This is a genomic window from Pseudomonas sp. Pse79, from assembly GCF_024519615.1.
Taxonomy (GTDB): domain Bacteria; phylum Pseudomonadota; class Gammaproteobacteria; order Pseudomonadales; family Pseudomonadaceae; genus Aquipseudomonas; species Aquipseudomonas veronii.
Genome location: NZ_JALJRR010000001.1, coordinates 367,173 through 389,181, shown reverse-complemented (window position 1 = coordinate 389,181; position 22,009 = coordinate 367,173). Strand labels below are relative to the sequence as shown.

General features: G+C 59.9%; 20 protein-coding genes. 9 read left to right on the top strand and 11 right to left on the bottom strand.

Annotation, left to right across the window (positions count from 1 at the left end):
• Positions 1 to 12 precede the first annotated feature (12 nt).
• The 4 genes from NR164_RS01790 to NR164_RS01775 all read right to left on the bottom strand — a co-directional run bounded on the left by NR164_RS01790 (position 13) and on the right by NR164_RS01775 (position 4,443).
• Entirely contained in the window at positions 13 to 732 is a 720-nt protein-coding gene (locus NR164_RS01790) for a hypothetical protein (RefSeq protein ID WP_158683852.1), read from the bottom strand.
• A complete protein-coding gene (locus tag NR164_RS01785; RefSeq protein WP_104903232.1) occupies positions 729 to 2,003 on the bottom strand; it encodes an AAA family ATPase in 1,275 nt (424 codons plus the stop codon). Before NR164_RS01785 ends, NR164_RS01790 begins: the two co-directional genes overlap by 4 nt.
• 99 nt (positions 2,004 to 2,102) lie before the next feature.
• Positions 2,103 to 3,245: a glycerate kinase gene (locus tag NR164_RS01780; RefSeq protein WP_256822176.1), complete on the bottom strand. Its 1,143-nt coding sequence runs from the start codon at positions 3,243 to 3,245 to the stop codon at positions 2,103 to 2,105.
• Positions 3,246 to 3,336: 91 nt separating this feature from the next.
• The gene (locus NR164_RS01775) at positions 3,337 to 4,443 is read right to left on the bottom strand and encodes a sugar diacid recognition domain-containing protein (protein WP_046489470.1); all 1,107 of its coding nucleotides are present in this window, start codon (positions 4,441 to 4,443) and stop codon (positions 3,337 to 3,339) included.
• A gap of 161 nt (positions 4,444 to 4,604) precedes the next feature.
• Between NR164_RS01775 and NR164_RS01770 the strand changes: the two genes are divergently transcribed.
• Positions 4,605 to 5,915 carry an MFS transporter gene (locus NR164_RS01770; RefSeq protein WP_017846287.1) on the top strand — a complete coding sequence of 437 codons (1,311 nt, stop codon included), beginning with the start codon at positions 4,605 to 4,607 and terminating at the stop codon, positions 5,913 to 5,915.
• Positions 5,916 to 5,953: 38 nt separating this feature from the next.
• On the opposite strand, the gene NR164_RS01765 is transcribed toward NR164_RS01770, so the two are convergent.
• Positions 5,954 to 6,658: an SDR family oxidoreductase gene (locus NR164_RS01765; protein ID WP_017846288.1), complete on the bottom strand. Its 705-nt coding sequence runs from the start codon at positions 6,656 to 6,658 to the stop codon at positions 5,954 to 5,956.
• Positions 6,659 to 6,759: 101 nt separating this feature from the next.
• Between NR164_RS01765 and NR164_RS01760 the strand changes: the two genes are divergently transcribed.
• The 3 genes from NR164_RS01760 to rarD all read left to right on the top strand — a co-directional run bounded on the left by NR164_RS01760 (position 6,760) and on the right by rarD (position 9,795).
• Positions 6,760 to 7,662, top strand: coding sequence for a LysR family transcriptional regulator (locus tag NR164_RS01760; protein WP_046383522.1), 903 nt, complete (start codon positions 6,760 to 6,762; stop codon positions 7,660 to 7,662).
• 81 nt (positions 7,663 to 7,743) lie between these two features.
• A complete protein-coding gene (locus NR164_RS01755) occupies positions 7,744 to 8,754 on the top strand; it encodes an aldo/keto reductase (protein ID WP_256822175.1) in 1,011 nt (336 codons plus the stop codon).
• A gap of 159 nt (positions 8,755 to 8,913) precedes the next feature.
• Complete coding sequence (gene rarD / locus NR164_RS01750) at positions 8,914 to 9,795, top strand: EamA family transporter RarD (RefSeq protein ID WP_256822174.1); 882 nt, start codon at positions 8,914 to 8,916, stop codon at positions 9,793 to 9,795.
• Positions 9,796 to 9,848: 53 nt separating this feature from the next.
• Here the strand turns inward: rarD and NR164_RS01745 are convergent, their stop codons facing one another.
• The 3 genes from NR164_RS01745 to NR164_RS01735 form a co-directional block, all read right to left on the bottom strand.
• Complete coding sequence (locus NR164_RS01745) at positions 9,849 to 11,063, bottom strand: dermonecrotic toxin domain-containing protein (protein WP_231589930.1); 1,215 nt, start codon at positions 11,061 to 11,063, stop codon at positions 9,849 to 9,851.
• 175 nt (positions 11,064 to 11,238) lie between these two features.
• Positions 11,239 to 12,315 (bottom strand): 4-hydroxyphenylpyruvate dioxygenase, encoded by a 1,077-nt coding sequence (hppD, locus tag NR164_RS01740; protein WP_017846293.1) that lies wholly within the window; start codon positions 12,313 to 12,315, stop codon positions 11,239 to 11,241.
• Positions 12,316 to 12,560: 245 nt separating this feature from the next.
• A complete protein-coding gene (locus tag NR164_RS01735; RefSeq protein ID WP_177034134.1) occupies positions 12,561 to 13,484 on the bottom strand; it encodes a DMT family transporter in 924 nt (307 codons plus the stop codon).
• 78 nt (positions 13,485 to 13,562) lie between these two features.
• Here NR164_RS01735 and NR164_RS01730 point away from each other — a divergent pair, with 78 nt between their 5' ends.
• The 3 genes from NR164_RS01730 to NR164_RS01720 all read left to right on the top strand — a co-directional run bounded on the left by NR164_RS01730 (position 13,563) and on the right by NR164_RS01720 (position 16,625).
• On the top strand, positions 13,563 to 14,477 hold the full coding sequence (locus NR164_RS01730) for a LysR family transcriptional regulator (protein WP_177034132.1): 915 nt from the start codon (positions 13,563 to 13,565) through the stop codon (positions 14,475 to 14,477).
• A 47-nt stretch (positions 14,478 to 14,524) separates the two neighbouring features.
• A complete protein-coding gene (locus NR164_RS01725; protein ID WP_256822173.1) occupies positions 14,525 to 16,066 on the top strand; it encodes an EAL domain-containing protein in 1,542 nt (513 codons plus the stop codon).
• A gap of 196 nt (positions 16,067 to 16,262) precedes the next feature.
• On the top strand, positions 16,263 to 16,625 hold the full coding sequence (locus NR164_RS01720) for a histone-like nucleoid-structuring protein, MvaT/MvaU family (RefSeq protein ID WP_017846297.1): 363 nt from the start codon (positions 16,263 to 16,265) through the stop codon (positions 16,623 to 16,625).
• A 115-nt stretch (positions 16,626 to 16,740) separates the two neighbouring features.
• On the opposite strand, the gene NR164_RS01715 is transcribed toward NR164_RS01720, so the two are convergent.
• Positions 16,741 to 17,277, bottom strand: a complete 537-nt coding sequence (locus NR164_RS01715; protein ID WP_026139941.1) for a DUF4946 domain-containing protein — start codon at positions 17,275 to 17,277, stop codon at positions 16,741 to 16,743.
• A 198-nt stretch (positions 17,278 to 17,475) separates the two neighbouring features.
• Between NR164_RS01715 and gloA the strand changes: the two genes are divergently transcribed.
• Complete coding sequence (gene gloA / locus NR164_RS01710) at positions 17,476 to 17,997, top strand: lactoylglutathione lyase (RefSeq protein ID WP_017846299.1); 522 nt, start codon at positions 17,476 to 17,478, stop codon at positions 17,995 to 17,997.
• Positions 17,998 to 18,240: 243 nt separating this feature from the next.
• Here gloA and NR164_RS01705 read toward each other — a convergent pair whose 3' ends face one another.
• Positions 18,241 to 19,137, bottom strand: a complete 897-nt coding sequence (locus NR164_RS01705) for a LysR family transcriptional regulator (RefSeq protein WP_046383531.1) — start codon at positions 19,135 to 19,137, stop codon at positions 18,241 to 18,243.
• Positions 19,138 to 19,242: 105 nt separating this feature from the next.
• Between NR164_RS01705 and NR164_RS01700 the strand changes: the two genes are divergently transcribed.
• Complete coding sequence (locus NR164_RS01700; protein WP_104903242.1) at positions 19,243 to 20,238, top strand: aldo/keto reductase; 996 nt, start codon at positions 19,243 to 19,245, stop codon at positions 20,236 to 20,238.
• A gap of 129 nt (positions 20,239 to 20,367) precedes the next feature.
• Here the strand turns inward: NR164_RS01700 and ahpF are convergent, their stop codons facing one another.
• Positions 20,368 to 21,933 carry an alkyl hydroperoxide reductase subunit F gene (gene ahpF, locus NR164_RS01695; protein WP_079443890.1) on the bottom strand — a complete coding sequence of 522 codons (1,566 nt, stop codon included), beginning with the start codon at positions 21,931 to 21,933 and terminating at the stop codon, positions 20,368 to 20,370.
• Positions 21,934 to 22,009: the final 76 nt, after the last annotated feature.

The following is a 22,009-nucleotide window of genomic DNA, read 5'->3' as shown; positions in this document are numbered from 1 at the left end:
TGCGGGTTGAGTTCAAGGCCTCACTTGACCACGTACACGAACCGCTCGTTTTTCAAGGTGTTGTGCGTGAAGCTGAGCCTGTTGTTTGATCGCTTGACAGTACTCGGGGAGGCACTGTTGGTTATCTGGCGTATCGATCTCTTCAACCAAACGCCTGGCCATCGCCGCTGAAATATAGCTGCCACGTGGCTGCAATCGACCTTTGATAACCGCGGATCGATCATTGACCAACGTCGGATGGTTGAGGTTCAAGACCTCGACTGTTGCGATCGCTTCAGGTGTAAGCCCTTCGACATACCCATCACGGGTGAACCGGAAATGCCGCTCTACATTTGCAGTCAACGGAGAAATAAAGGGCTTTTTTGCCGGGTCATAATCTTCCTTCGCCACCGCGCCATAACCGCAAACCGTTTTGGTTTGGCTGGATGGATAACACGCCACGATATTTGTGTAGACGATGCTGTCAGCCCTGTAAGGGTGCTGGGGAAGAATATGCTCAATATGGCAACTGAATTGTGTGCCCTGATTCTTAACCTGGCATTCTGCCGCTGTCGGCAAACGACGCAACGTGTAGGCGCATAAATGAAATTGCTCCTTCAATAGCGCTTGGCGAACCGCCTCGCTAGGAAAGCTGCTGCCTTTGCCATAAAAGAGATTTTGCGGTGTATCACGGTTTTCCCTTCGCCATTCAATCAACGCGCGCGGTTCTGCGCCCTTTTTGATAGACCTCACGCCTCGCCCTCTTCTAACGACCTCAATGAATCAATGCTCGCTTGAGCCTCAAGGACATCAGGAATTTTTCCGACCTTTTCGCGCAATTGCGCAAGGTGAGACTGGGCCGACTCAAGATCATCGTCGTCAAGATTGCGGTAGATTTTTCTGAGTTGCTGACTGACGTTTAGGTTTTGTGACAAGCCGTCCATCAGTTCTTCGATCACCTCACCACTGCGAAGCCCCAGTGAGCGCTCTGGATGGCCTAGATACTGACCGTCTTTGAGCAGCATCACCGATTCAGCAGGTAATTCTCCCAGTATTTGTGGGGAGTGAGTGGTAATGATGAATTGGCAGTTGGGAAAGGTTTTTTCCAAATTGGCGACGACGGTGCGTTGCCAGCCTGGATGGAGGTGCAGATCCAACTCATCAATAAGGACAACACCCTTTCCTTTCAATGGGTCAGGCACTTCGCGATTGAGCAATGTGAGTCTGCGAGCCAAATCGCCGACCATTGCCAGCAGGCATTTCTCACCGTCTGAAAGTTGCAGGACGTTGAATTCGAATTCACCTTTGAGAACAGTCATTCTCAACGCAGGCTTGCGGCGAACCCGAACGTCCTTGAACCCGGTAAACGTTTCGATCGCTCTGCGAACCGCGGAAAGCTCTGGGTCCCGATAGCCTGGAATATCTCGACTATTTTCATTTTCGAGATCTTCCTGGTTGCGAAACCAAATGAAAAATCGCTTGAAGTCGGCGCCACCATGGCCAAGTGCGTCGTCATACCCCTCAGCAATGGCATTTGCCAAGTGCTCGCGAACGCGTAACGGTACGTCCAGTACTGCACGGTGTACATCGTAGTAAACCGCCAATGGCAACTCGATTGACTCTCCGCCGATGAACTCGTACTGACCTATTCCATACTCAACGCCGTCTGCGGCATCGTTTAATCGAGACAAATCACTACTACGGTCACTGGGATGCTTGCCGCCTTTGCGATTCAGAGCAATTGCCCAATCGACGTCGTAGTTTTCAAATAGCTTGGTTTCGACATGTAACCGCGTGTAGTCGGCTCCGATCTTGATGTCATCTTTAGAGATCGACCGTGACTTGGACGGCTGACCAACCATCCGAGCCGTCAGACTAGACAACGTTATCGCCAACGCATCCAGAATCGAAGACTTGCCCACGCCATTGACGCCCACCAAAGCGACAGTCTTCTTGCCCTCAAAATCGAGCTCCATCTTCTCGATGCCACGGAAATTGACGAGGGTAAAACGCTTGATCTGCATGATCGGCTTCCAACGTGTCTGGCCAGATCGGCCAGTCTTTAAAGAGTGCACGGATCATAGTAATTATCGACAGCTATGTCACGGCGCCGACGGTTACCGCTATTCCCTGCGCCGGGCCACGCGCCACAGCCGCGCAACATCCGCCGCTCGCTCGCGCAACAAGCGCGGTGCCTCGCTGCAGGCGTGCTCCAGGCTCATCGGCCCGGACGGCAAGGCGAAGGCTGCATCCACGCCGTGGGCGTACATCTGCTCGTAGCCTTCACCCAGCGTGCCGGCGATCACGATCACCGGGACCTGGTGCCGCTGGGCGATGCGCGCCACGCCGAAGGGTGTTTTACCGCGCAACGTCTGGGCGTCGAAACGACCTTCACCGGTGATCACCAGGTCGGCGCCGCGTACCGCTTCGTCGAGGCCGACCAGTTCGGCGACCACCTCCACCCCCGCACGGAACTGCGCCCCGAGGAAGGCCTTGGCGGCGAACCCCAGGCCGCCGGCGGCGCCACTGCCGGGTTCGTCGCGCACGTCATTGGGCAGGACCTTGGCGCAGTGGTCGGCGAAATGGCCGAGGGCCGCGTCGAGTTGTTCGACCTGCTGCGGATCGGCGCCTTTTTGCGGGCCGAAAATCGCCGAGGCGCCGTGGGGGCCGCACAACGGGTTATTCACGTCGGCGGCGATTTCAAAGCGCACCTGGGCCAGGCGCGGGTCGAGTTGTTCCAGGCTGATCCGCGCCAGGCGGGCCAAAGCCAGGCCGCCCGGTGCCAGAGGGTGACCCTCGACATCGAACAACTGCACGCCGAGTGCCTGCATCGCGCCTGCACCGCCATCGTTGGTGGCACTGCCGCCAATCGCCAGGATGATGCGCCGGGCACCGGCGTCCAGGGCCGCACGGATCAGTTCGCCGGTGCCGAAGGTGGTCGTGGAGCACGCGTCGCGCTGCCCCGGCGCCACCAATTGCAGGCCGCTGGCTTCGGCCATTTCGATGAGTGCGGTGTGGCTGTCGGCCAGCCAGCCCCAATGCGCGTCAACCGTAGCGCCCAAGGGGCCTTTCACCGATTGGTGCCGCAGTTCGCCCTGGCAGGCGGCGAGTACCGACTCCACCGTGCCTTCACCACCGTCCGCCATCGGGCACTGGACCACGTGTGCATCCGGCCAGACCTGCGCCAAGCCGTCGGCAATGGCCTGGGCGACGCCTTCGGCACTCAGGCTGTCCTTGAACGAATCGGGGGCGATGATGATTTTCATGGGCGTTCTCCGGTTTTTATGCCGCCCATGCTGCCAGTTGGCAGCGGCAATGACGCTGGTCCGATGCACAAGTGCGAACCCGGCTTGTTGGTCATTCCGACAAAACCTGGGGCAGCAGCTGGACGCCAAGGTACAGCGCGAGCATGCCATCCAGCGTCAACGGGTCGACTCCGCTGAGTTCGGCAATGCGCTCCATGCGGTAGCGCAGGCTGTTGCGGTGAATGCCCAACGCATCGGCGCATGCCTGGCTTTGCCCGTCGTGTTCGCACCAACTGCGCAAGGTCGCCTGCAGTTGGCCGTTGTTGTCCTTGGCCAGCACTTTTCGCAGCGGGTTGAGCAATTCGTCCAGGGCATCGTCGTTGCGATGCCGCCAGAGCATCACCGGCAGGCGATAGCGGTTGAGGGTCAGCAGCCGTGAATGCGGCAGGACATCGCGGCCGTAGGCCAGCAGGTCGCCCACGCGTCGATAACAACGACGCAACCCCGCCAAGCCATCGGCTTGCCCGCCCACCGCCACCCGCAGAATCGTCCAGCCCAGGCCTTCGAGCTTTTCCAGCAGGCGCGGATTGTCCACCGGCACCGCCGCCGGCCGGCACCACAGCAGCGAATACTGCGCGGAGCTGACGCACCAACTGTCCGGATAGCGCGACGTCAACCAGGCACTCAACGCTTCCGCCGTCTGCCCCGCCCCCAACTCGAACAGATACGGCGTGCGCGCCATCTGCGGCTTGAGCCCCAGTTGCTGCGCCTCATCCACCAGGCGTGGCGAGTCGCCGGTGTCGGCCAGCAGCAACGCCAACAGATCGTCGCAGCGCTGGCGTCGCCATTGTTGCTCGGCTTGCTGATGCCGGTGGCTGACCAGCATTTCTGCGGTCATGCGTACCAGTTCGGCATACGTGCGCAGCCCCTCCGGCTCGCCGGTAATGCCGAGCACGCCGATCAGGCGCTGGTCGTGCATCAACGGCAGGTTGATGCCCGGTTGCACGCCCTTGAGGTGCTTGGCGGTCTGCCCATCGATCTCCACCACGCGGCCGTTGGCCAACACCAGTTGCGCGCCTTCATGCCGCGTGTTGATGCGCTCCGGCTCGCCGCTGCCGAGGATCAGGCCCTGGCTGTCCATGACGTTGACGTTATGCGGCAGGATCGCCATGGTGCGATCGACGATATCCTGCGCCAGGTCATGATCCAGCTCGAACATGGGGCTAATTTCCTTGAAAGCGGCGGTTGTTCATCGGCACAGCGCAAAGGATGCTTCACTGTGCGCGAGCACAAAGACAGCACCCCGCCAGGTGGCCGAGACTCATGGGGCGATCAACGTTACCCTCGCATCGCAAAAAATCATAATAAAGAGAGACTCCCATGTCACAGAGCGCCGTTGCACCACTGGCCACCGATGACGATAAAAACGCCATCTACAAGCGCATTACCCTGCGCCTGATCCCCTTCATTTTTATCTGCTACCTGTTCAACTACCTTGACCGGGTGAACGTTGGCTTTGCCAAGTTGCAGATGCTCGATGCGTTGAAGTTCAGCGAAACCGTGTACGGCCTGGGTGCCGGGATCTTCTTTATCGGCTACGTGCTGTGTGGCGTGCCGAGCAACCTGGCGCTGACCAAGTTCGGTCCGCGGCGCTGGATTGCCTTGATGATGATCGTCTGGGGCACGCTGTCTACCTGCCTGCTGTTCGTCACCACGCCGACGCATTTCTATACGTTGCGCCTGTTGACCGGTGCCGCCGAAGCCGGCTTCTTCCCCGGTGTGGTGCTGTATCTCTCGCAGTGGTTCCCGACGTTCCGCCGTGGGCGGATCATGGCGTTGTTCATGTCGGCGATTCCGGTGTCCGGCCTGTTGGGCAGCCCGTTTTCCGGCTGGATACTCAACCACTTCGGCGCCGGCCAAGGCGGGCTCGCCGGCTGGCAGTGGATGTTCCTGTTGCAAGGTATCCCGACCGTAATCCTGGGCGCCCTCGCCTATTTCCTGCTCAGCGACAGTTTTGCCAACGCCAAATGGCTCCAACCGCATGAGCGCGCAATGCTGGAAGCCGACCACGCGACAGACCTGGCGAACAAGCCGAAAACCACCACCGACTCCCTCGCCGAAGTGTTCAAGAACCCGGCGATCTGGGCGTTCGGCTTGATCTATTTCTGCATTCAGAGCGGCGTCTACGCGATCAACTTCTGGTTGCCGTCGATCATCAAGAACCTGGGGTTCAGCGATAACCTGGTGATCGGCTGGCTCAGCGCGATCCCCTACCTGCTGGCCGCGGTGTTCATGTTGCTGGTGGGCCGCTCCGCCGACTTGCGCAAGGAGCGGCGCTGGCATTTGGTGGTGCCGATGTTGATGGGCGCGCTGGGCCTGGTGATCGCGGTGAATTTCGCCACCACCCCGGCCATCGCCATTCTCGGCCTGACCATCGCCACCATGGGCGCCCTCACCGGCCTGCCGATGTTCTGGCCGGTGCCCACCGCCATGCTCAGTGCGGGCGCGGCGGCAGGTGGCCTGGCGTTGATCAACTCGATGGGCCAGATGGCCGGTTTCCTCAGCCCGTACATCGTCGGCTTTGTGAAGGATGCCACCGGGTCCACGGATATCGCGCTGTACCTGCTGGCGGCGGTGATCGTCGGCGGCAGTGTGTTGGCACTGCGTATGACCCGCACCCTCAAAGTCTGACAGTTGGAGCAGGCTTGCTCCTACTCTGGGTTGGGGATTTACAACTGGCCGCCGCCGTCGATATCGATCACGGCGCCGGTCATAAAGCCATTTTCCATGGCCAGCACAAACCCCGCCGCCACTTCGTCGGCCTGCCCGACACGACCTACTGGCAATGCGCCCTCCACCTTGGCAAACATCGCCAGGCGCTGCGTGTCGTCCAACCCGGCATACGCCGGCGTGTCGATCACGCCAGGGCTGATCACATTCACCCGACGCGGTGCCAGCTCCTTGGCCAATTGCTTGCCCAGCGCTTCGGTGGCGGCATTGATACCGGTCTTGATGAACTGACCGGGCGCCAATTTGCGCCCCAGTTGACCGGAGGTCAGGCTGATGCTGCCGTGCTCGTCGAGGAACGGCAGCGCCCGTTGAATCGCACGCAACGAACCCCAGAGTTTAACGTTGAAATTATCCTGGGCTTCGTCCAGGTCGGTGTCGATCAGGTTCTTGGCGCGCACCGACGGGCCGGCGGTATAGACCAGATGATCAAAGTGCCCCACGGCTTCGAACAGGCGTTGCAGGGAGGCGCTGTCGGTGACGTCCACCGGTTCGCTGCGCACGCCGTTATCGACGCCTGAGGACACACGCCGTCCGGCCAGCACCACCTGTGCGCCACGCGCGGCTGCCGCCTTGGCCACTGCCGCGCCAATGCCGCTGCTGCCGCCGATAACGATGACAGTTTTACCGCTGAGGGAATGGGTCATGGGGAAAGATCCTGGGTCAAAAAATGAGCGTTCATCTTCCCAGCTTGGCAATCAGCGAAAAATCCCGGTAAAACGACAAGATATTTAAAGGTTTTTTACAAATGAGCTCGATTCTCGACCTGGAAGTCTTCGTGCGCAGCGCCGATACCGGCAGCCTGTCGGCGGCCGCGCGCAGCCTCAGCCTCACGCCGGCCGCCGCGAGTATTGCGCTCAAGCGCCTGGAAACCCGCCTGGGCATACGGCTGCTGGCGCGCTCCACCCGCAGCATGCGCCTGACCGAGGAAGGCCGGCGCTATCTGGACAGCGTGCGCGTGGCCCTGGAAGCCCTGTCCGAGGGTGAACAGGCGATCAAGCAACAAGGCCAAAGCCTCAGCGGTTGGCTGCAATTGGCCGCGCCTTCGGATTTCGGGCGCAACGTGCTGCTGGGCTGGCTGGATGAGTTCAAGCTGGAGCACCCGAACATCCGCGTTCAACTGTTGCTGAATGACAGTAACGCCGACCTGTTCCGCGAAACCGTCGACATCGCCCTGCGCTTCGGTGTACCCCGTGACTCCAGCCTGGTGGCGTTGCCAGTGGTGCCGGACCACCGCCGCATCGCCTGCGCCAGCCCCGCCTACCTCGCGCGCCATGGCGCACCGAGCACGCCGGCAGAACTGGCGCAACACAACACGCTGCGCTACATGCGCCAGGGGCGGGCCAACAACACCTGGTACTTCCGCCAAGGCGCCGAGCTGCAGGAAGTCGAGGTGACGGGCGACTATTTGAGCGATGACGGCGAAATCGTGCGGCGCTGGGCATTGGCCGGGCACGGCATCGCCTATAAAGCCAACCTGGATATCGCCAGCGACATCCAGGCCGGACGCCTGGTGCCGCTGTTGACCGACTGGCAGGGCGAACCCACGCCCTTCAATCTGATGTGCCCCCATCGCCTGCAAGTGTCGGAACGGGTGAAAGTGTTGCATCGCTTCCTCCAGACACGTTGCCGGACGCTGCTGAGCGTATGAAGAAACACGCCCAGGGCTTGTCCCAGAGCCTGCGAGTCTGGTATTGCATGGCACACGTTTTCCTGATTTGAGGAGCTTTGCATGATTTATCGCACGTTGGGCCAATCCGGGTTGAAGGTCAGCGCCTTGACCCTGGGCACCATGATGTTTGGCGAACAGACCAACACCGAAGACTCGTTGCGCATCATCGACAAGGCCTGGGACCAGGGCATCAACTTCATCGACACCGCCGACGTTTATACAGGCGGACGTTCGGAAGAGCTGGTCGGTGAAGCCATCGCCCGCCAGCGTCAGGATTGGGTGGTGGCGTCCAAGGTCGGCTTTGGCCCACCGGACGGTTTGCCCAACCGCAGCGGTTTGAGCCGCAAGCGTATTTTCAATGCACTGGAAGCCAGCCTGACCCGCCTCGACACCGACTACCTGGATATCTACTACCTGCACCGCGAAGACCACAACACCCCGCTGGAGGTCAGCGTATCGGCGATCGGCGACCTGATTCGCCAGGGCAAGATCCGTTACTGGGGCCTGTCCAACTACCGCGGCTGGCGCATTGCCGAAGTGATTCGCGTGGCCGAGCGCCTGGGCGTGGACAAGCCGGTGATCAGCCAGCCGCTGTACAACATCGTCAATCGCCAGGCCGAGATCGAACAGATCACCGCCGCAGCCGCCTATGGCTTGGGCGTGGTGCCTTACAGCCCACTGGCCCGTGGCGTACTCAGCGGAAAATACGCACCCGATGCCACGCCCGAGGCCGGCAGCCGCGCCGCGCGGCAGGACAAGCGCATTCTGGAAACCGAATGGCGGGTCGAGTCGCTGCGCATTGCTAAGCAAATCCAGCAATACGCCCAAGAACGTGGCGTGGGGATTGTCGAATTCGCAATCGCCTGGGTACTGAATAACGCGGCCGTCAGCTCTGCGATTGTCGGCCCGCGCACCGAAGCGCAGTGGGATGCGTACACCGGCGCACTGGATGTGAAGCTCACGGTTGAGGACGAGGCCTTTATCGACTCGCTGGTAACGCCGGGGCACTCGTCCACCCCGGGCTTCAATGATGTCGGTCACTTTGTGTCGGGGCGCATGGCACGCACGTAACCCCCCGGAAAATCGCAGTTCACTGCCCTTCTGCCGAGGGCAGTGAGCAAAACCTGGATGAAACGCCCCAAAACAGAGCCACCCTCTGACGCCAAAAGCACTATATTCCCCTGCTGAAATCCCCCCTCTTTTGTATCCAACGGTTTTCGCGAGGACAGCGTGTCTAAAGGTGTTGTGTTATCGGTCTTGGCTTCGGTGTTGTTTGCCGTGATGTATTACTTCACGTCGCTGCTGACGCCCTTGAGTGGCCTGGAGATTTTCGGCTGGCGCATGTTACTCACCATGCCGTGCATGACGGTGTTCATGCTCATCAGCGGCGAATGGCGACGGGTATGGGACGTGCTGCGGATGCTGGCGGCCAGGCCGCGACTGATCGGCGGCATCGTGGTGTCCTCGGCGCTGCTCGGCGTGCAATTGTGGCTGTTCATGTGGGCGCCGCTGAATGGGCGCAGCCTGGATGTGTCGGTGGGCTATTTCCTGCTGCCGCTGACCATGGTGCTGACCGGACGCCTGGTGTACGGCGAACGCTTGTCGCGGCTGCAACAGATCGCGGTGTTTTTTGCAGCCCTTGGGGTGCTTAACGAACTGTATCAGGCCGGTGGTTTTTCCTGGGCCACGCTGGTGGTGATCATCGGCTACCCGGTCTATTTCGTGGTGCGTAAATACCTGACCACCGACCATTTGGGCGGGCTGTGGCTGGACATGGCGCTGATGCTGCCGGTGGCCTGGTGGTTTGTGCAAAGCGGCGAACAGGGCTTTGCGGTGATGGCGGCCCATCCGAAACTGTACGCATTGATCCCGATGCTGGGCGTCATCAGTGCCTCGGCGCTGGTGAGCTATATCATTGCCAGCCGCTTGCTCGCATTCAGCCTGTTCGGGTTGCTCAGTTATGTGGAGCCGGTCCTGCTGCTGGGGGTGGCGTTGCTGCTGGGTGAAGGTATCAAGACGGGCGAATGGCTGACCTACATCCCGATCTGGCTGGCGGTGATGGTGCTGGTGTACGAAGGCTTCAAGCACCTGGTGCGCCAACGCAGGGCATAAGCGCGAGAGCGTGGGGGGCATCCATGCCCTCCTGCTCAGGGCTGCGCCGCCATTCAGCGGGTTTGCACCTGGACTGTTGGCTGAACAGGCGTGCCAAATTGCTTTTCCAACAGGTCGGCCACGGCGTTCAGTTGCTCGCGCCTTGAGCCGTAAATCGGGATGTCGCTCTGCACTTGATTGCCTACCTCTTCCAGGGAGGCATCCATCACTTCTTTCTTGACGCCAAACAGATTGCCCAGTCGATTGCCCTGGTTCAGCTCGAGCAACGTGCCTGTGACCGGGTTCTTGGCGATTTTTTCGATAGAATAAGCCACGTCTTCAGGAACGCCCAACGCCTCCAGCGCCGTCCCCAGGCCATGGCCTGGGTTTCTGAGCTGCTTGAGGAATTCGTCGTAGAGCCCATTCAGATCATTGGCGCCCGCATTGCTCAGGAGAAGATTACCGAGATCCGCTTTGTATTCCTTGGGCGTCATCAATACGAGCGGGTCGTTATTGTTCAGCCCGTTACGCACTAAGTAGGGACCATCCTTGCTACCGCCATGCAGGTTGCCGTAACCGTCATAATAATAAAGCACCTTATTGCCATCCGCGCGCGTCCCGACGTAGGTGGCTGTGCCGTCCGGCGATAGGTTGTGGAGGCGCGTGTCGGTCAGGCCGTTGACCGGCACCGGCGGGGTGCTGGCGTCTTTGTCCAGACGCGTAAAGATGTCCCCCTTCTCATACCCATAACTGCCGACCACCGCATTGGGATCGCCAGCGGCAAATTTCCCCAGCACCTGCTTGACCCGCTCCACTTGCTTTGGCGCCGCGTCACTGGAGAAGTGTGCGGCAAGCTGGTCCACCTTCTTTGGATCGCTGAGCGCCGCCTTGAGCGAGGCCGTCATTTCTTCACGGGTGTTGAATGCGTGAAACGACTGACCTTCTTGCTCCGGCAAATACATCAGAAAGTTCGGCCCTTCGGCGGTCGCCGGCGTGCGCTTGGCCATGACGATGTCTTTGGCTTGTACGCCATCGACGCCAAAGGTCGACACCTGCACACCGGGAGCTCCCGGTTTGCCAGGCCTTACGACGGCAGTCGCCAGCGCTCGCCCGCCGGCACTCAGCGAACCGTCGCGGAACTCTGACTGTATGCGGTCCATGTAGTTTTGAAACGCCTGGTCGACTGGGTCCGAGTCGCTGGTCGAGCGGATGCGGCGAGTGGACACTGCGGGCTCGTTTTGCGCGTAAGGGGTAAGCGGATGTTGGCTTGCATAGGATGTATTGATCATAAAATGTATCCCGACGTGACTACTGAAGTTCGGCATCCCTGCATCAAGGCACAGGAGGTTTCCTGCGGCCCTGCCATCTTTGTGGACGCGGCTCGAAATACGGTTCCTCACACCTGGCGTACAAAAAAACCCGGCAGAGGCGACCTCGACCGGGTTTGTTGTGACGAGAAGGTGATCAGTCGGTGTTCAGTACACCGCGGCGCACCTGGTCACGCTCGATGGACTCGAACAGCGCCTTGAAATTGCCCTCGCCGAAGCCATCATCGCCCTTGCGCTGGATGAATTCGAAGAACACCGGGCCCATCAGGGTTTCCGAGAAAATCTGCAACAGCAGGCGTTTGTCGCCTTCAATGGACGAACCGTCGAGCAGGATGCCGCGCGCTTGCAGTTGGTCCACCGGCTCGCCATGGTTCGGCAGGCGACCTTCGAGCATTTCATAGTAGGTATCCGGCGGCGCGGTCATGAAGCGCATGCCGATCTTCTTCAATGCGTCCCAGGTCTTGACCAGGTCGTCGGTGAGGAACGCCACGTGCTGGATGCCTTCACCGTTGAACTGCATCAGGAACTCTTCGATCTGCCCGGCGCCCTTGGACGACTCTTCGTTGAGCGGGATGCGGATCATGCCGTCCGGGGCGCTCATGGCCTTGGAGGTCAGGCCGGTGTACTCGCCCTTGATATCGAAATAGCGCGCTTCACGGAAGTTGAACAGTTTCTCGTAGAAGTTGGCCCAGTAGGCCATGCGCCCGCGATACACGTTGTGGGTCAGGTGATCGATGACCTTGAGGCCGGCACCGACCGGGTTGCGCTCTACGCCTTCGAGGTAGACGAAATCGATGTCGTAGATCGAACTGCCTTCACCGAAACGGTCGATCAGGTACAACGGCGCGCCGCCGATGCCCTTGATCGCCGGCAGGTTCAGCTCCATCGGCCCGGTGTCGATATGGATCGGCTGGGCGCCCAGTTCCAAGGCGCGGTTGTAGGCCTTTTGCGAGTCCTTCACACGGAACGCCATGCCACACACCGATGGGCCGTGCTCGGCCGCGAAGTAGGAGGCGATGCTGTTGGGTTCGTTGTTGAGAATCAGGTTGATCTCACCCTGGCGATACAGGTCAACGTTCTTGGAACGGTGGGTCGCGACTTTGCTGAAGCCCATGATCTGGAAGATCGGCTCCAGGGTGCCTGGGGTGGGTGATGCGAATTCGATGAACTCAAAGCCCATCAGGCCCATTGGGTTTTCGTATTGGTCAGCCATTTTCGGCGCCTCTTCATTCTTGGGATGAACGGATGTCAATTGCCAGCAAGGATGAAGTGGGAGGGAGGCGCACACGAGAGACCTCGCACGCTGCGGGCGAGGAAGTCACCGAAGATGAGGGGGGAGCCGAGTAGCTTCATGGGTACATCAGTCTCTGACGGCTGAGGCTTGCGTGAGCGCAAGTCCATATTCTTGTATGCGTAAATCGATTCTACACAGCGTAACAGTGTTTGTCCGCACTCTTATCAAATCCCCATTGGCCTGCTCGGAGCAAGGGGTTTGTTGCACAGGTAGATACCGAGCAGGATCACCGCGCCGCCCAATAGCATCGGCAGAGTCAGTCGCTCATCCAGCAACACCGCGCCGCAAATGACGGCGGTCAGCGGATTCAGCGCGATAAACACACCGGCGCGGGTCGCGCCGATTCGGCGGATGCCGTCGTACCAGCCGATATACGCCAGCGCCGAGCCCAGCACCCCGAGGTACAACAGGCTGAACAGTTGCGGCCAATGCACGGCGGCCAGCGCATTCAGGCTGATCCTGCCACTGATGAGGGTGGTGGCCGTCAGCATTACTGTCCCCAGCAGAATCGACCACGTGACTGTTTGCAACGCGCCCAGGCTCTGGTTGAGTTCACGGGAACACAATGAGTACACGCCCCACCCCACCACGCAGCCGAAGATCAGTAAATCGCCGACCCACGCGTTGGCTGCGGCCTGCAGCAGTTGGGGGTTACGGCTGACAATCACCGTGCCCGCGCCGACCAGGCACAAGGCAATCCCCAGCCACTTGGCCGCGCCCAGGCGCTCCTTGAACAGCCACCATGAAGCCACGCCGATCACTGCGGGGTTTAGGGCCACGATCAAGGAGGCTCGCGATGCATTGATGTAATGCAGGCCGTAAAAGAAGCACAGGTTGTAGAAAAAGATGCCGAAAAAACCCAACACGGCCAGGCGCGTCCATTGCCTGGCGTCAGGGCGAGTCAGGCGCACGCGTGCGCAGGCCATGAACAGCAACAGTGCAACGCTCGCCGATAGAAAACGCAGGGTCGCGGCCAGCAGCGGGTCAAGGTCGGTCGCCAGGTAGCGGCCGGCCACAAAGGTCCCGCCCCAGATCATGGTCACAGCGGTGAGCTTCAGATAAGTCGAGCGGTCGGAGGAAGATGTCATCGGCGGGTTGCTCTGTGGCCTGTAGGATTGGCGTATCCTCCAGCTAATGATCAATCATCGTAAAATGAGTAAATACTCATGACTCTCACGCAATTGGAAATATTCTCGCGGGTCGCCGAACTGCAAGGTTTCACCAGTGCGGCCCTTCGCCTGGGGATCAGTCAGTCTGCCGTGTCCCATGCGATCAAAGCCCTGGAGCAAGAGCTGGGGGTGGAGTTGTTTCGACGCCATCAGTCCCCAATCGAGCTCAGCGACATCGGCCGGCAACTGCTGATGCGCGCCCGCACGTTGCTCGGCGTGGCCGACACCTTGCAGCAGGAAGCCTGCGACGCGCGCGGGATGAAACGCGGTACGCTGCGCATCGGCTCTTTCGGCCCCACCTCATCCAATCGCCTGCTGCCGCGCATTCTAAAGCGCTATCGGCTGCAGCATCCGGGCATTGAAGTGCATGTCGACGAAGGCCCGGATCGCCAAGTGATCCAATGGCTGGATGAGCGGCGTATCGACGTCGGGTTTGTGGTACTGGAGCACGAGCGATTCGATACGTTTGCGCTGTTCAAAGACCAGATGGTCGCCCTTTTGCCCGCCGCCCACCCCTTGGCCGAACGCCCTTGCGTGGCACTGAAGGCGCTGTGCACCGACCCGTTCATCCTCACCGAAGCCGGCTCGCTGGAACTGGTTTCGCGACTGTTCGACAGCGCCCGGTTGACCCCGAATGTGCATTATCGCTGTTCGCAATTGCTCAGCACCCTGGAGGCGGTGAGTCGCGGCGACGGCGTCAGCGTGGTGGCGCAGGCGTCGCTGCCCGAAACGCCGGATGCGCGCTACACCGTGCGCCCGCTGTCGCCGCCGGTCAGCCGCGAAGTTGGCCTGGCGGTGCTGGATCAACGCCAGTCGACGCCGGCGACCCTGGCCTTTATTCAAGTTGCACAAAGCGTGGATTTCTCTGCCGCGGCGAGCTTAATTGAGCCCGGCCATCTATCATCGAGTTAATCCTGCGCCTTGCGGCGTTCCGCCTCCCACCACAGACCGTTCGCCCCATGCCCCTGACCGTCAACGGCCCGCAAAAACGCGCCACTCGCTACCTGATCAGCGCACTCAGCGCGCTGCTGCCAATCGGCCTGGGCATACTCATCCTGCACTGGCAGGCTGAACGCACGCTGCAACAAAGTACCGCGCAGATGGCCCAGGAAGCGGTGCGCCAGTTCGACCTGATGCTCGACAACACCGCCCTCGCCGCCCAGGCCTTGCTGCCACTGGCCGGCCAGCCCTGTGACAGCGGCGTGCAGCTGGCACTGCGCGAGCAAGTCACGCGCCGGCCGTTTGTACGGGCAACCACCTTGTCCTGGCAGAAAAACATCTATTGCAGCTCCTTGTTCGGCGGCGGTTATGAATCGCAGGTCAACCCGGGCGATTATGTCGATGGGCGCTTGTGGTTGATGGATGGCAACCCGGTCACACCGGATACCGCGCTGCTGGTATACCGCCTGGTCGACGGCGATCAAGGCGCCTTTGCGTCGATTGACGGCTACCACCTGACCAACGCCCTGCGCCTGATCAGCCGCCACGCAGAGCTGGTCCTGCAGGTAGGGCCGCACTGGATGGGCGCTGACGGCAAGGTGCAGGACACGGCGGTGCCGGTATTTGCCGTGGCCCATCACCATCTGGTGTCGCCGCGTTATCACTACAGTGTCGACGCCGGCATGCCGGCCGGGGAAACCTGGCGCTATATGCAGGAGCGTTACCCGGCGCTGTTCAGCCTGGTGGTGTTCTTCGGTGTACTGGCGGGCGTGCTGGCTCACTGGCTGCAGAAACGCTCGTCGGCCCCGACCCACGAGCTGCAACGGGCCCTGGGCGCCAATGAGTTCGTCGCCTATTTCCAGCCGGTGGTACGCGGCGATACGCGCGAGTGGGCCGGCTGCGAAGTATTGATGCGCTGGAACCACCCCAAGGAAGGCCTGGTGCGGCCGGACCTGTTCATTCCGCTGGCCGAGGATTGCGGCCTGATCGTACCCATGACGCGCGCGCTGCTGCGCCAGACGGCAGCGCAACTGGCGCCGCATGCCGAGCGTTTTCCCCGTGGTTTCCATATCGGCGTGAATATCACCGCGCGTCATTGCCAGGACTTGGCCCTGGTGCAGGACTGTCGCGAGTTTCTCGCGGCCTTCCCGCCTGGCCAGGTAACCTTGGTGCTGGAACTGACCGAGCGCGAGCTGATCAACCCTACGGACATCACCCGCCGCCTGTTCGATGCGCTGCATGAACTGGGCGTGATGATTGCAATCGATGACTTCGGTACCGGTCACTCCAGCCTGGCCTACTTGCGCAACTTCAATGTCGACTACTTGAAGATCGATCAAAGCTTTGTCGCCATGATCGGTGTAGATGCACTCTCGCGGCATATTCTGGACAGCATCATAGAGCTGTCCGGCAAGCTCGACTTGGGCATCGTTGCCGAAGGCGTGGAAACAATCGAGCAATGTGAATACCTGGCGGCACAAGGCGTGGATTTCCTGCAGGGTTACCTGTTCGGGCGCCCGCTGCCCTGCGACGAGTTCATTAAATCCCTGATCAGCCATTGAATAGCCATCTACCGCGCCGATGAAAGAGTGTTAATTAGCTAAAGACATGATTTACTCGTGACGGATTAACTACTACAATTTTTCATACCTGTGCAGAACTCGCAGGAAGGCTTCTTTCTTGAGTCGCCTTACAGCTCTTGGCTTATAGCGTTATCTGCAGTTGATATCAGCCAAATACACTATTGGAGTAAAGATTTTGTCCAGACTCGCCGAATTTCGCGCAGCAGAAAAAGCCCTTCAAGAGCAGCTTGCCCAGCTGGAATCCCTGAAGAACGACGCTGGCCTGAAGAAAGAAATCGAATTCGAAGAAAAGCTGCAAGCGTTGATGAAGAGCTATGGCAAGGGCCTGCGCGATATCATTTCCATCCTTGACCCTAACCCAGGCAAGGCCGCAGCGGTCGCCACCGCACCAAAACAGCGTCGCGCACGCGTGGTCAAGGTTTACCAGAACCCGCACACCGGCGAACTGATCGAGACCAAAGGCGGCAACCACCGCGGCCTGAAAGCCTGGAAAGAACAGTACGGCGCTGCCACTGTAGATTCCTGGCTTCGCGGCTGATCGACAACGCACTTGCAAAGAGCCCCGCAACAGCGGGGCTTTTTTGGTTTAAACGTTCGAATGCGAACTTAAATAACATTTCACTTTGTTCAAAAACGCTTACCGTGGGGCCTTTTCAAAGTTTCAGGCTGTCACGCACCGAACGGACTTCATCCTTGCTCGCTTCGTATGCTTGCGCCTGGCCTGCGTATGAAAAAACAAAGGCTTTATCGGTATCAACAGCGCCCACCAATGTTTGCGAGAGTACGTGGCGGCCGTTCTCGGTAATCACACAAGTAGTTTCCAGCGCCTCAAGACGACTCAATGTTGTAGGATGCATCTTGCTGCACACACTTTGATAGCCGCCCTGGGCAAAGTCTTTCTGGATGGACTTGCGCATTTCCAGTAACACGCCCTCAAGATTGACGGCATGCCCGGCCTCGATCGGCGTGCCCGTCAACTCCATGACCATCACTGTCGCGCCATTTTCATCATTCTTGATTGCCCGTTGCCGAGACACCGGTTGAGTGTTGGCGGGCGTCTCCCCGGCAGGCTCCACTTCCTCGATCTGCCAGCCGCTGGGCCAGTGAATTTCCGGTTCGGCCGCCAGCGCCATAGGGCTACCCAAGAACAAACACAACGTGCTCAACAACGCTGTACGACATTCGCTCATTACAAAAACATCCCAGGTTCAAGCGCCGAAGTTTGCGGCCCAGCCCCTGCGGCTCGCAAGGCCTGCGTGGGCTTTTTCATTTGGCGCGGCGGGCGGGCCTTGCGTATCATGGCCCAGCCGCACGAATGCTTGCCGCAAGCCAAGGGAACGCACCGCTCATCTCACGCCGCGTTTGCCCCATTTTTTTCTGGAGGGCCCATGAGCCTGCATGATCTGAACACTTTCCCGGGCGTCACCGCCCAGCCTGACACCGCCACGTCGAACTTCGTGTTCAACCACACCATGCTGCGGGTCAAGGACATCACCAAATCCCTGGATTTCTACACCCGCGTCCTCGGGTTCTCGCTGCTCGAAAAGCGCGACTTCCCGGAAGCCGAATTCAGCCTGTACTTCCTCGCACTGGTGGACAAGGCCCGGATCCCCGCAGACGCCGCCGAGCGGACCCAGTGGATGAACTCGATCCCAGGCATCCTGGAACTGACCCACAACCACGGCACCGAAAACGACGCCGACTTCGCCTACCATAACGGCAACACCGACCCACGCGGCTTTGGCCATATCTGCATTTCGGTGCCAGATATCGTGGCCGCATGCGAGCGCTTCGAAGCCCTGGGCTGCGACTTCCAGAAGCGCCTGAGCGATGGCCGCATGAAAAGCCTGGCGTTCATCAAGGACCCGGACGCTTACTGGGTTGAGATCATTCAGCCCACGCCGCTGTAAAAATCCGACGCCATCAAAATGTCCGATGCCACGCCTAGCGTGAGGACATGAGACGCCAAGAAAACCTACACGGCGCAGCCCTCCGCTCACTGAAGCACTGGCGCTTTGGTGGGCTGGGGGCCATATGGGTGTGCAGCGGTTGCACGCGTGGGCATGTCAGAACCAGGCCCCGGCAATCGCAATGACACGACCCAGGCCGGCGGACGTCATCGCGCAATCCCCAAGCGTGCCACGAATGGCGTGTTACGCAGACTCTCCATAACGAAAGAATTCTATGAAGGCCCGCAATGCAGGACGCATCAGTCGCCGGGAAGGATAGTAGATATAAAAGCCATCGAAGGGTGGACACCATTCTTCCATGACGGAAATCAGCCTGCCTGCGCGGACATCGGCCAAAACGCTTTCCTCAAACAAAAAAGCCAGCCCAATGCCATCGAGGGCGGCCTGCCTCATCAGTTCCTGCTGTGGCAGGATCAGATTGCCGTTCACCCCGACACTGACGGCATGCCCGTCGCGCTCCAATTCCCAGCGGTAGATACGGCCACTCTGGAACCTGCGGCGGATGCAGTTGTGTGCGGCCAGGTCGCGGGGGTGCAGAGGTTTGGGATGCCCGGCGAAGTAAGCCGGGGCCCCAACGATCATGCCGCGCCGTGCCCCACCAGCACGTACCGCGATCATGTCGATCTCCAGGCTCTCCCCGAGCCTGATCCCGGCGTCACACCCTTCCTCGACTATGTTCTCAAACGTATCCGAAACGCGAATGTCGAGCTCAATCGCAGGATAGAGCGCCACGAATGCCGGCAGTCGACGCATGATGACTTCCTGGACAGCGAGGAGCGGCATCGTGATCCGTAAGGGACCAGAAGGCGCAACAGCATCCTCCGTAACTTCCGCGAACCCGGTTTCGATTTCGGCGAGGGGGCCTGTGACCCGTGCCAGAAGGCGTTCGCCCTCCTCTGTCGGGCGTGTCGAGCGTGTGGTCCTTGCCAATAGGCGCAGCCCCAAGGCGCCCTCTAACGTGGAGACCGCATGGCTGACCGCAGAAGGCGCGATGCCGAGTTGATCGGCCGCCGCGCGAAAGCTGCCTGTCTTGGCGACGGCGACGAAAACGACGAGTTGGGAGAGCTGTGTTCTGTCCATTGTTCTAAATTTTAGATCAACACAATCTCGCTTGCACGGGTTATCAGTGCTAGTCGCTCGCTCTACCCTGTTCGTATTCCGGCTAACTTCACAGAGGAACACGTTATGGAACATCGCAAATTAGGCAAAATCGACGTCTCGGCCATCGGTTTGGGCTGCATGGGACTGAGCCAGGCCTATGGCGTCCAAGATGAAGCCAGTTCAATCCAGACACTGCATCGTGCAGTCGAACTTGGCGTAACCTTCTTCGATACTGCCGAGGTTTATGGCCCCTATCGCAACGAGATACTTCTGGGCAAGGCGCTCAAGCCGTATCGGGAACGCGTGGTCATCGCGACGAAGTTTGGCTTCATCTACAACCGGGATCGGAACGATTTCGGTGAAATCACCGGAACGGATGGCCGTCCCGAAAATGCCCGGGCCGTCGCGCACGCTTCGCTGAAGCGCCTCGATACCGACGTCATCGATCTCTACTATCTGCACCGTGTCGACCCAGCGGTGCCCATCGAAGAAAGTGTCGGAGCAATGGCCGAACTGGTCACCGAGGGCAAGGTTCGCGCGATCGGCCTTTCCGAAGTCTCTGCCGAGACATTGCGCCGAGCCCACGCCATCCACCCGATCACCGCGTTACAGAGCGAATATTCTCTGTGGACGCGTGATGTCGAAACCAATGGCGTTCTCGACACCTGCCGCGAGCTGGGCATTTCCTTCGTGCCGTTCAGCCCGCTCGGCCGCGGCTTCCTGACCGGCAAGGCGCCCGTTACCGCCACGCTGGAAGCGGGAGATTTCCGACACAATCTGCCGCGCTTCCAGCCTGGGCACGTCGAGGCAAACCGCAGGTTGGTGAGCGTGATCGAAGAAATCGCCGCCGCAAAAGGAGTGAGCGCTGCGCAAGTCGCCCTGGCTTGGGTGCTGGCCCAGGGCAACGACATCATTCCGATCCCCGGTGCGAAACGCCTCGAACATCTGGAGCAGAACGTCGCCGCGACCCGCCTGAAATTGACCGAAGAGGAATGCACCTGGCTCGAAGCGACGTTCTCGCCCGAAAACATCTCGGGCGACCGATACCCGGCAGCGTTTGAGGTGATGTCTCAGAAATAAAACCCGCACTGAAGGTGCAGACCTTGTGTATCGGGCAGTGGCGTAGCCCAGCAAAATACGCTACCGAAACCATCCTGAAATAAAAAACCCCATGTTTACACACGGGGTTTTTTATTTACGGCGCGGACTTCAGGCCGGCGCCGAGGTCCGGATCAGGTGATCGAACGCGCTCAGCGAAGCCTTGGCGCCCTCGCCCACCGCAATCACGATCTGCTTGTACGGCACAGTGGTCACGTCACCGGCAGCAAATACACCCGGCAGTGACGTTTCGCCACGCGCATCGACAATGATCTCGCCCCGGGGCGACAGTTCGACGGTGCCTTTGAGCCAATCGGTGTTGGGCAACAAACCGATCTGCACAAAGATGCCTTCCAGGCCAATGGTTGTGAACTCGCCATTGTCGCGATTCTTGTACACCAGGCCGGTGACTTTCTGGCCATCGCCTTTAACTTCACTGGTCAGTGCGCTGGTGATCACGTCGACATTCGGCAGGCTGAACAGCTTGCGTTGCAACACAGCATCAGCCCGCAGCTTGCTGTCGAACTCGAGCAAGGTAACGTGGCTGACGATGCCGGCCAGGTCGATGGCCGCTTCGACGCCGGAGTTACCGCCACCAATCACCGCTACGCGCTTGCCCTTGAACAGCGGACCATCACAGTGCGGGCAGAAGCACACGCCCTTGGCCTTGTATTCCTGCTCGCCCGGAACGCCCATTTCACGCCAGCGGGCGCCGGTAGCCAGGATCACCGTCTTCGACTTGAGCGTCGCACCGCTTTCAAAACGGATTTCGTGCAAGTCACCGGCATTTTTCGCCGGCACCAGGCTGCTGGCACGCTGCAGGTTCATGATGTCCACGTCGTACTGACGCACATGAGCTTCAAGCGCGCTGGCCAGTTTCGGCCCTTCGGTTTCCTGTACCGAGATAAAGTTCTCGATGGACATGGTGTCCAGCACCTGGCCGCCAAAACGCTCGGCCGCCACACCGGTACGGATACCTTTGCGCGCAGCGTAGATAGCCGCCGCCGAACCGGCCGGGCCACCGCCGACCACCAGCACATCGAATGCCGCTTTGGCACTGATCTTCTCGGCGGCTTTTTCGATACCGCTGGTGTCGAGCTTGGCGAGGATTTCTTCCAGGCCCATGCGGCCCTGGCCGAAGTTCACACCGTTGAGGTAGACACTTGGCACGGCCATGACCTGGCGCTCATCGACTTCGGCCTGGAACAGCGCGCCGTCGATGGCCACATGCTTGATGTTCGGGTTCAGCACGGCCATCAGGTTCAGCGCCTGGACCACGTCCGGGCAGTTCTGGCACGACAGCGAGAAGTAAGTCTCGAAGCTGAACTCGCCTTTGAGCGCGCGAATCTGTTCAATCACTTCGACACTGGCCTTCGACGGGTGGCCACCGACTTGCAGCAGGGCCAACACCAGCGAAGTGAATTCATGCCCCATGGGGATGCCGGCAAAACGCAGGCTGATCTCGGCACCCGGGCGGTTGATGGAGAACGAGGGCTTGCGTGCATCGTCACCCTCGGTTTTCAGGGTAATCAGCGTGGTGAGGCTGGTTACGTCCTGCAAAAGTGCAAGCATTTCCTGGGATTTCGCGCCGTCATCGAGGGAGGCGACGATCTCAATCGGCTGGGTGACCCGTTCCAGGTATGACTTCAACTGAGCTTTAAGATTGGCGTCCAACATACGGGCGATTCCTTTGAATTTGGTAAAAAAAAACGCCCGAGCGAATCTCGCCCGGGCGTTTTTGAGGGCGGTTGCA

Bases quoted from the DNA above. Each gene is read 5' to 3' on its own strand.
- NR164_RS01745 (WP_231589930.1), bottom strand. From the start codon at position 11,063: ATGATCAATACATCCTATGCAAGCCAACATCCGCTTACCCCTTACGCG.
- NR164_RS01700 (WP_104903242.1), top strand. From the start codon at position 19,243: ATGGAACATCGCAAATTAGGCAAAATCGACGTCTCGGCCATCGGTTTG.
- NR164_RS01735 (WP_177034134.1), bottom strand. From the start codon at position 13,484: ATGACATCTTCCTCCGACCGCTCGACTTATCTGAAGCTCACCGCTGTG.
- hppD (WP_017846293.1), bottom strand. From the start codon at position 12,315: ATGGCTGACCAATACGAAAACCCAATGGGCCTGATGGGCTTTGAGTTC.
- NR164_RS01725 (WP_256822173.1), top strand. From the start codon at position 14,525: ATGCCCCTGACCGTCAACGGCCCGCAAAAACGCGCCACTCGCTACCTG.
- NR164_RS01775 (WP_046489470.1), bottom strand. From the start codon at position 4,443: ATGTTCGAGCTGGATCATGACCTGGCGCAGGATATCGTCGATCGCACC.
- gloA (WP_017846299.1), top strand. From the start codon at position 17,476: ATGAGCCTGCATGATCTGAACACTTTCCCGGGCGTCACCGCCCAGCCT.
- NR164_RS01760 (WP_046383522.1), top strand. From the start codon at position 6,760: ATGAGCTCGATTCTCGACCTGGAAGTCTTCGTGCGCAGCGCCGATACC.
- NR164_RS01715 (WP_026139941.1), bottom strand. From the start codon at position 17,277: ATGAGCGAATGTCGTACAGCGTTGTTGAGCACGTTGTGTTTGTTCTTG.
- NR164_RS01730 (WP_177034132.1), top strand. From the start codon at position 13,563: ATGACTCTCACGCAATTGGAAATATTCTCGCGGGTCGCCGAACTGCAA.
- NR164_RS01785 (WP_104903232.1), bottom strand. From the start codon at position 2,003: ATGCAGATCAAGCGTTTTACCCTCGTCAATTTCCGTGGCATCGAGAAG.
- NR164_RS01765 (WP_017846288.1), bottom strand. From the start codon at position 6,658: ATGACCCATTCCCTCAGCGGTAAAACTGTCATCGTTATCGGCGGCAGC.
- NR164_RS01755 (WP_256822175.1), top strand. From the start codon at position 7,744: ATGATTTATCGCACGTTGGGCCAATCCGGGTTGAAGGTCAGCGCCTTG.
- NR164_RS01780 (WP_256822176.1), bottom strand. From the start codon at position 3,245: ATGAAAATCATCATCGCCCCCGATTCGTTCAAGGACAGCCTGAGTGCC.
- NR164_RS01770 (WP_017846287.1), top strand. From the start codon at position 4,605: ATGTCACAGAGCGCCGTTGCACCACTGGCCACCGATGACGATAAAAAC.
- NR164_RS01705 (WP_046383531.1), bottom strand. From the start codon at position 19,137: ATGGACAGAACACAGCTCTCCCAACTCGTCGTTTTCGTCGCCGTCGCC.
- ahpF (WP_079443890.1), bottom strand. From the start codon at position 21,933: ATGTTGGACGCCAATCTTAAAGCTCAGTTGAAGTCATACCTGGAACGG.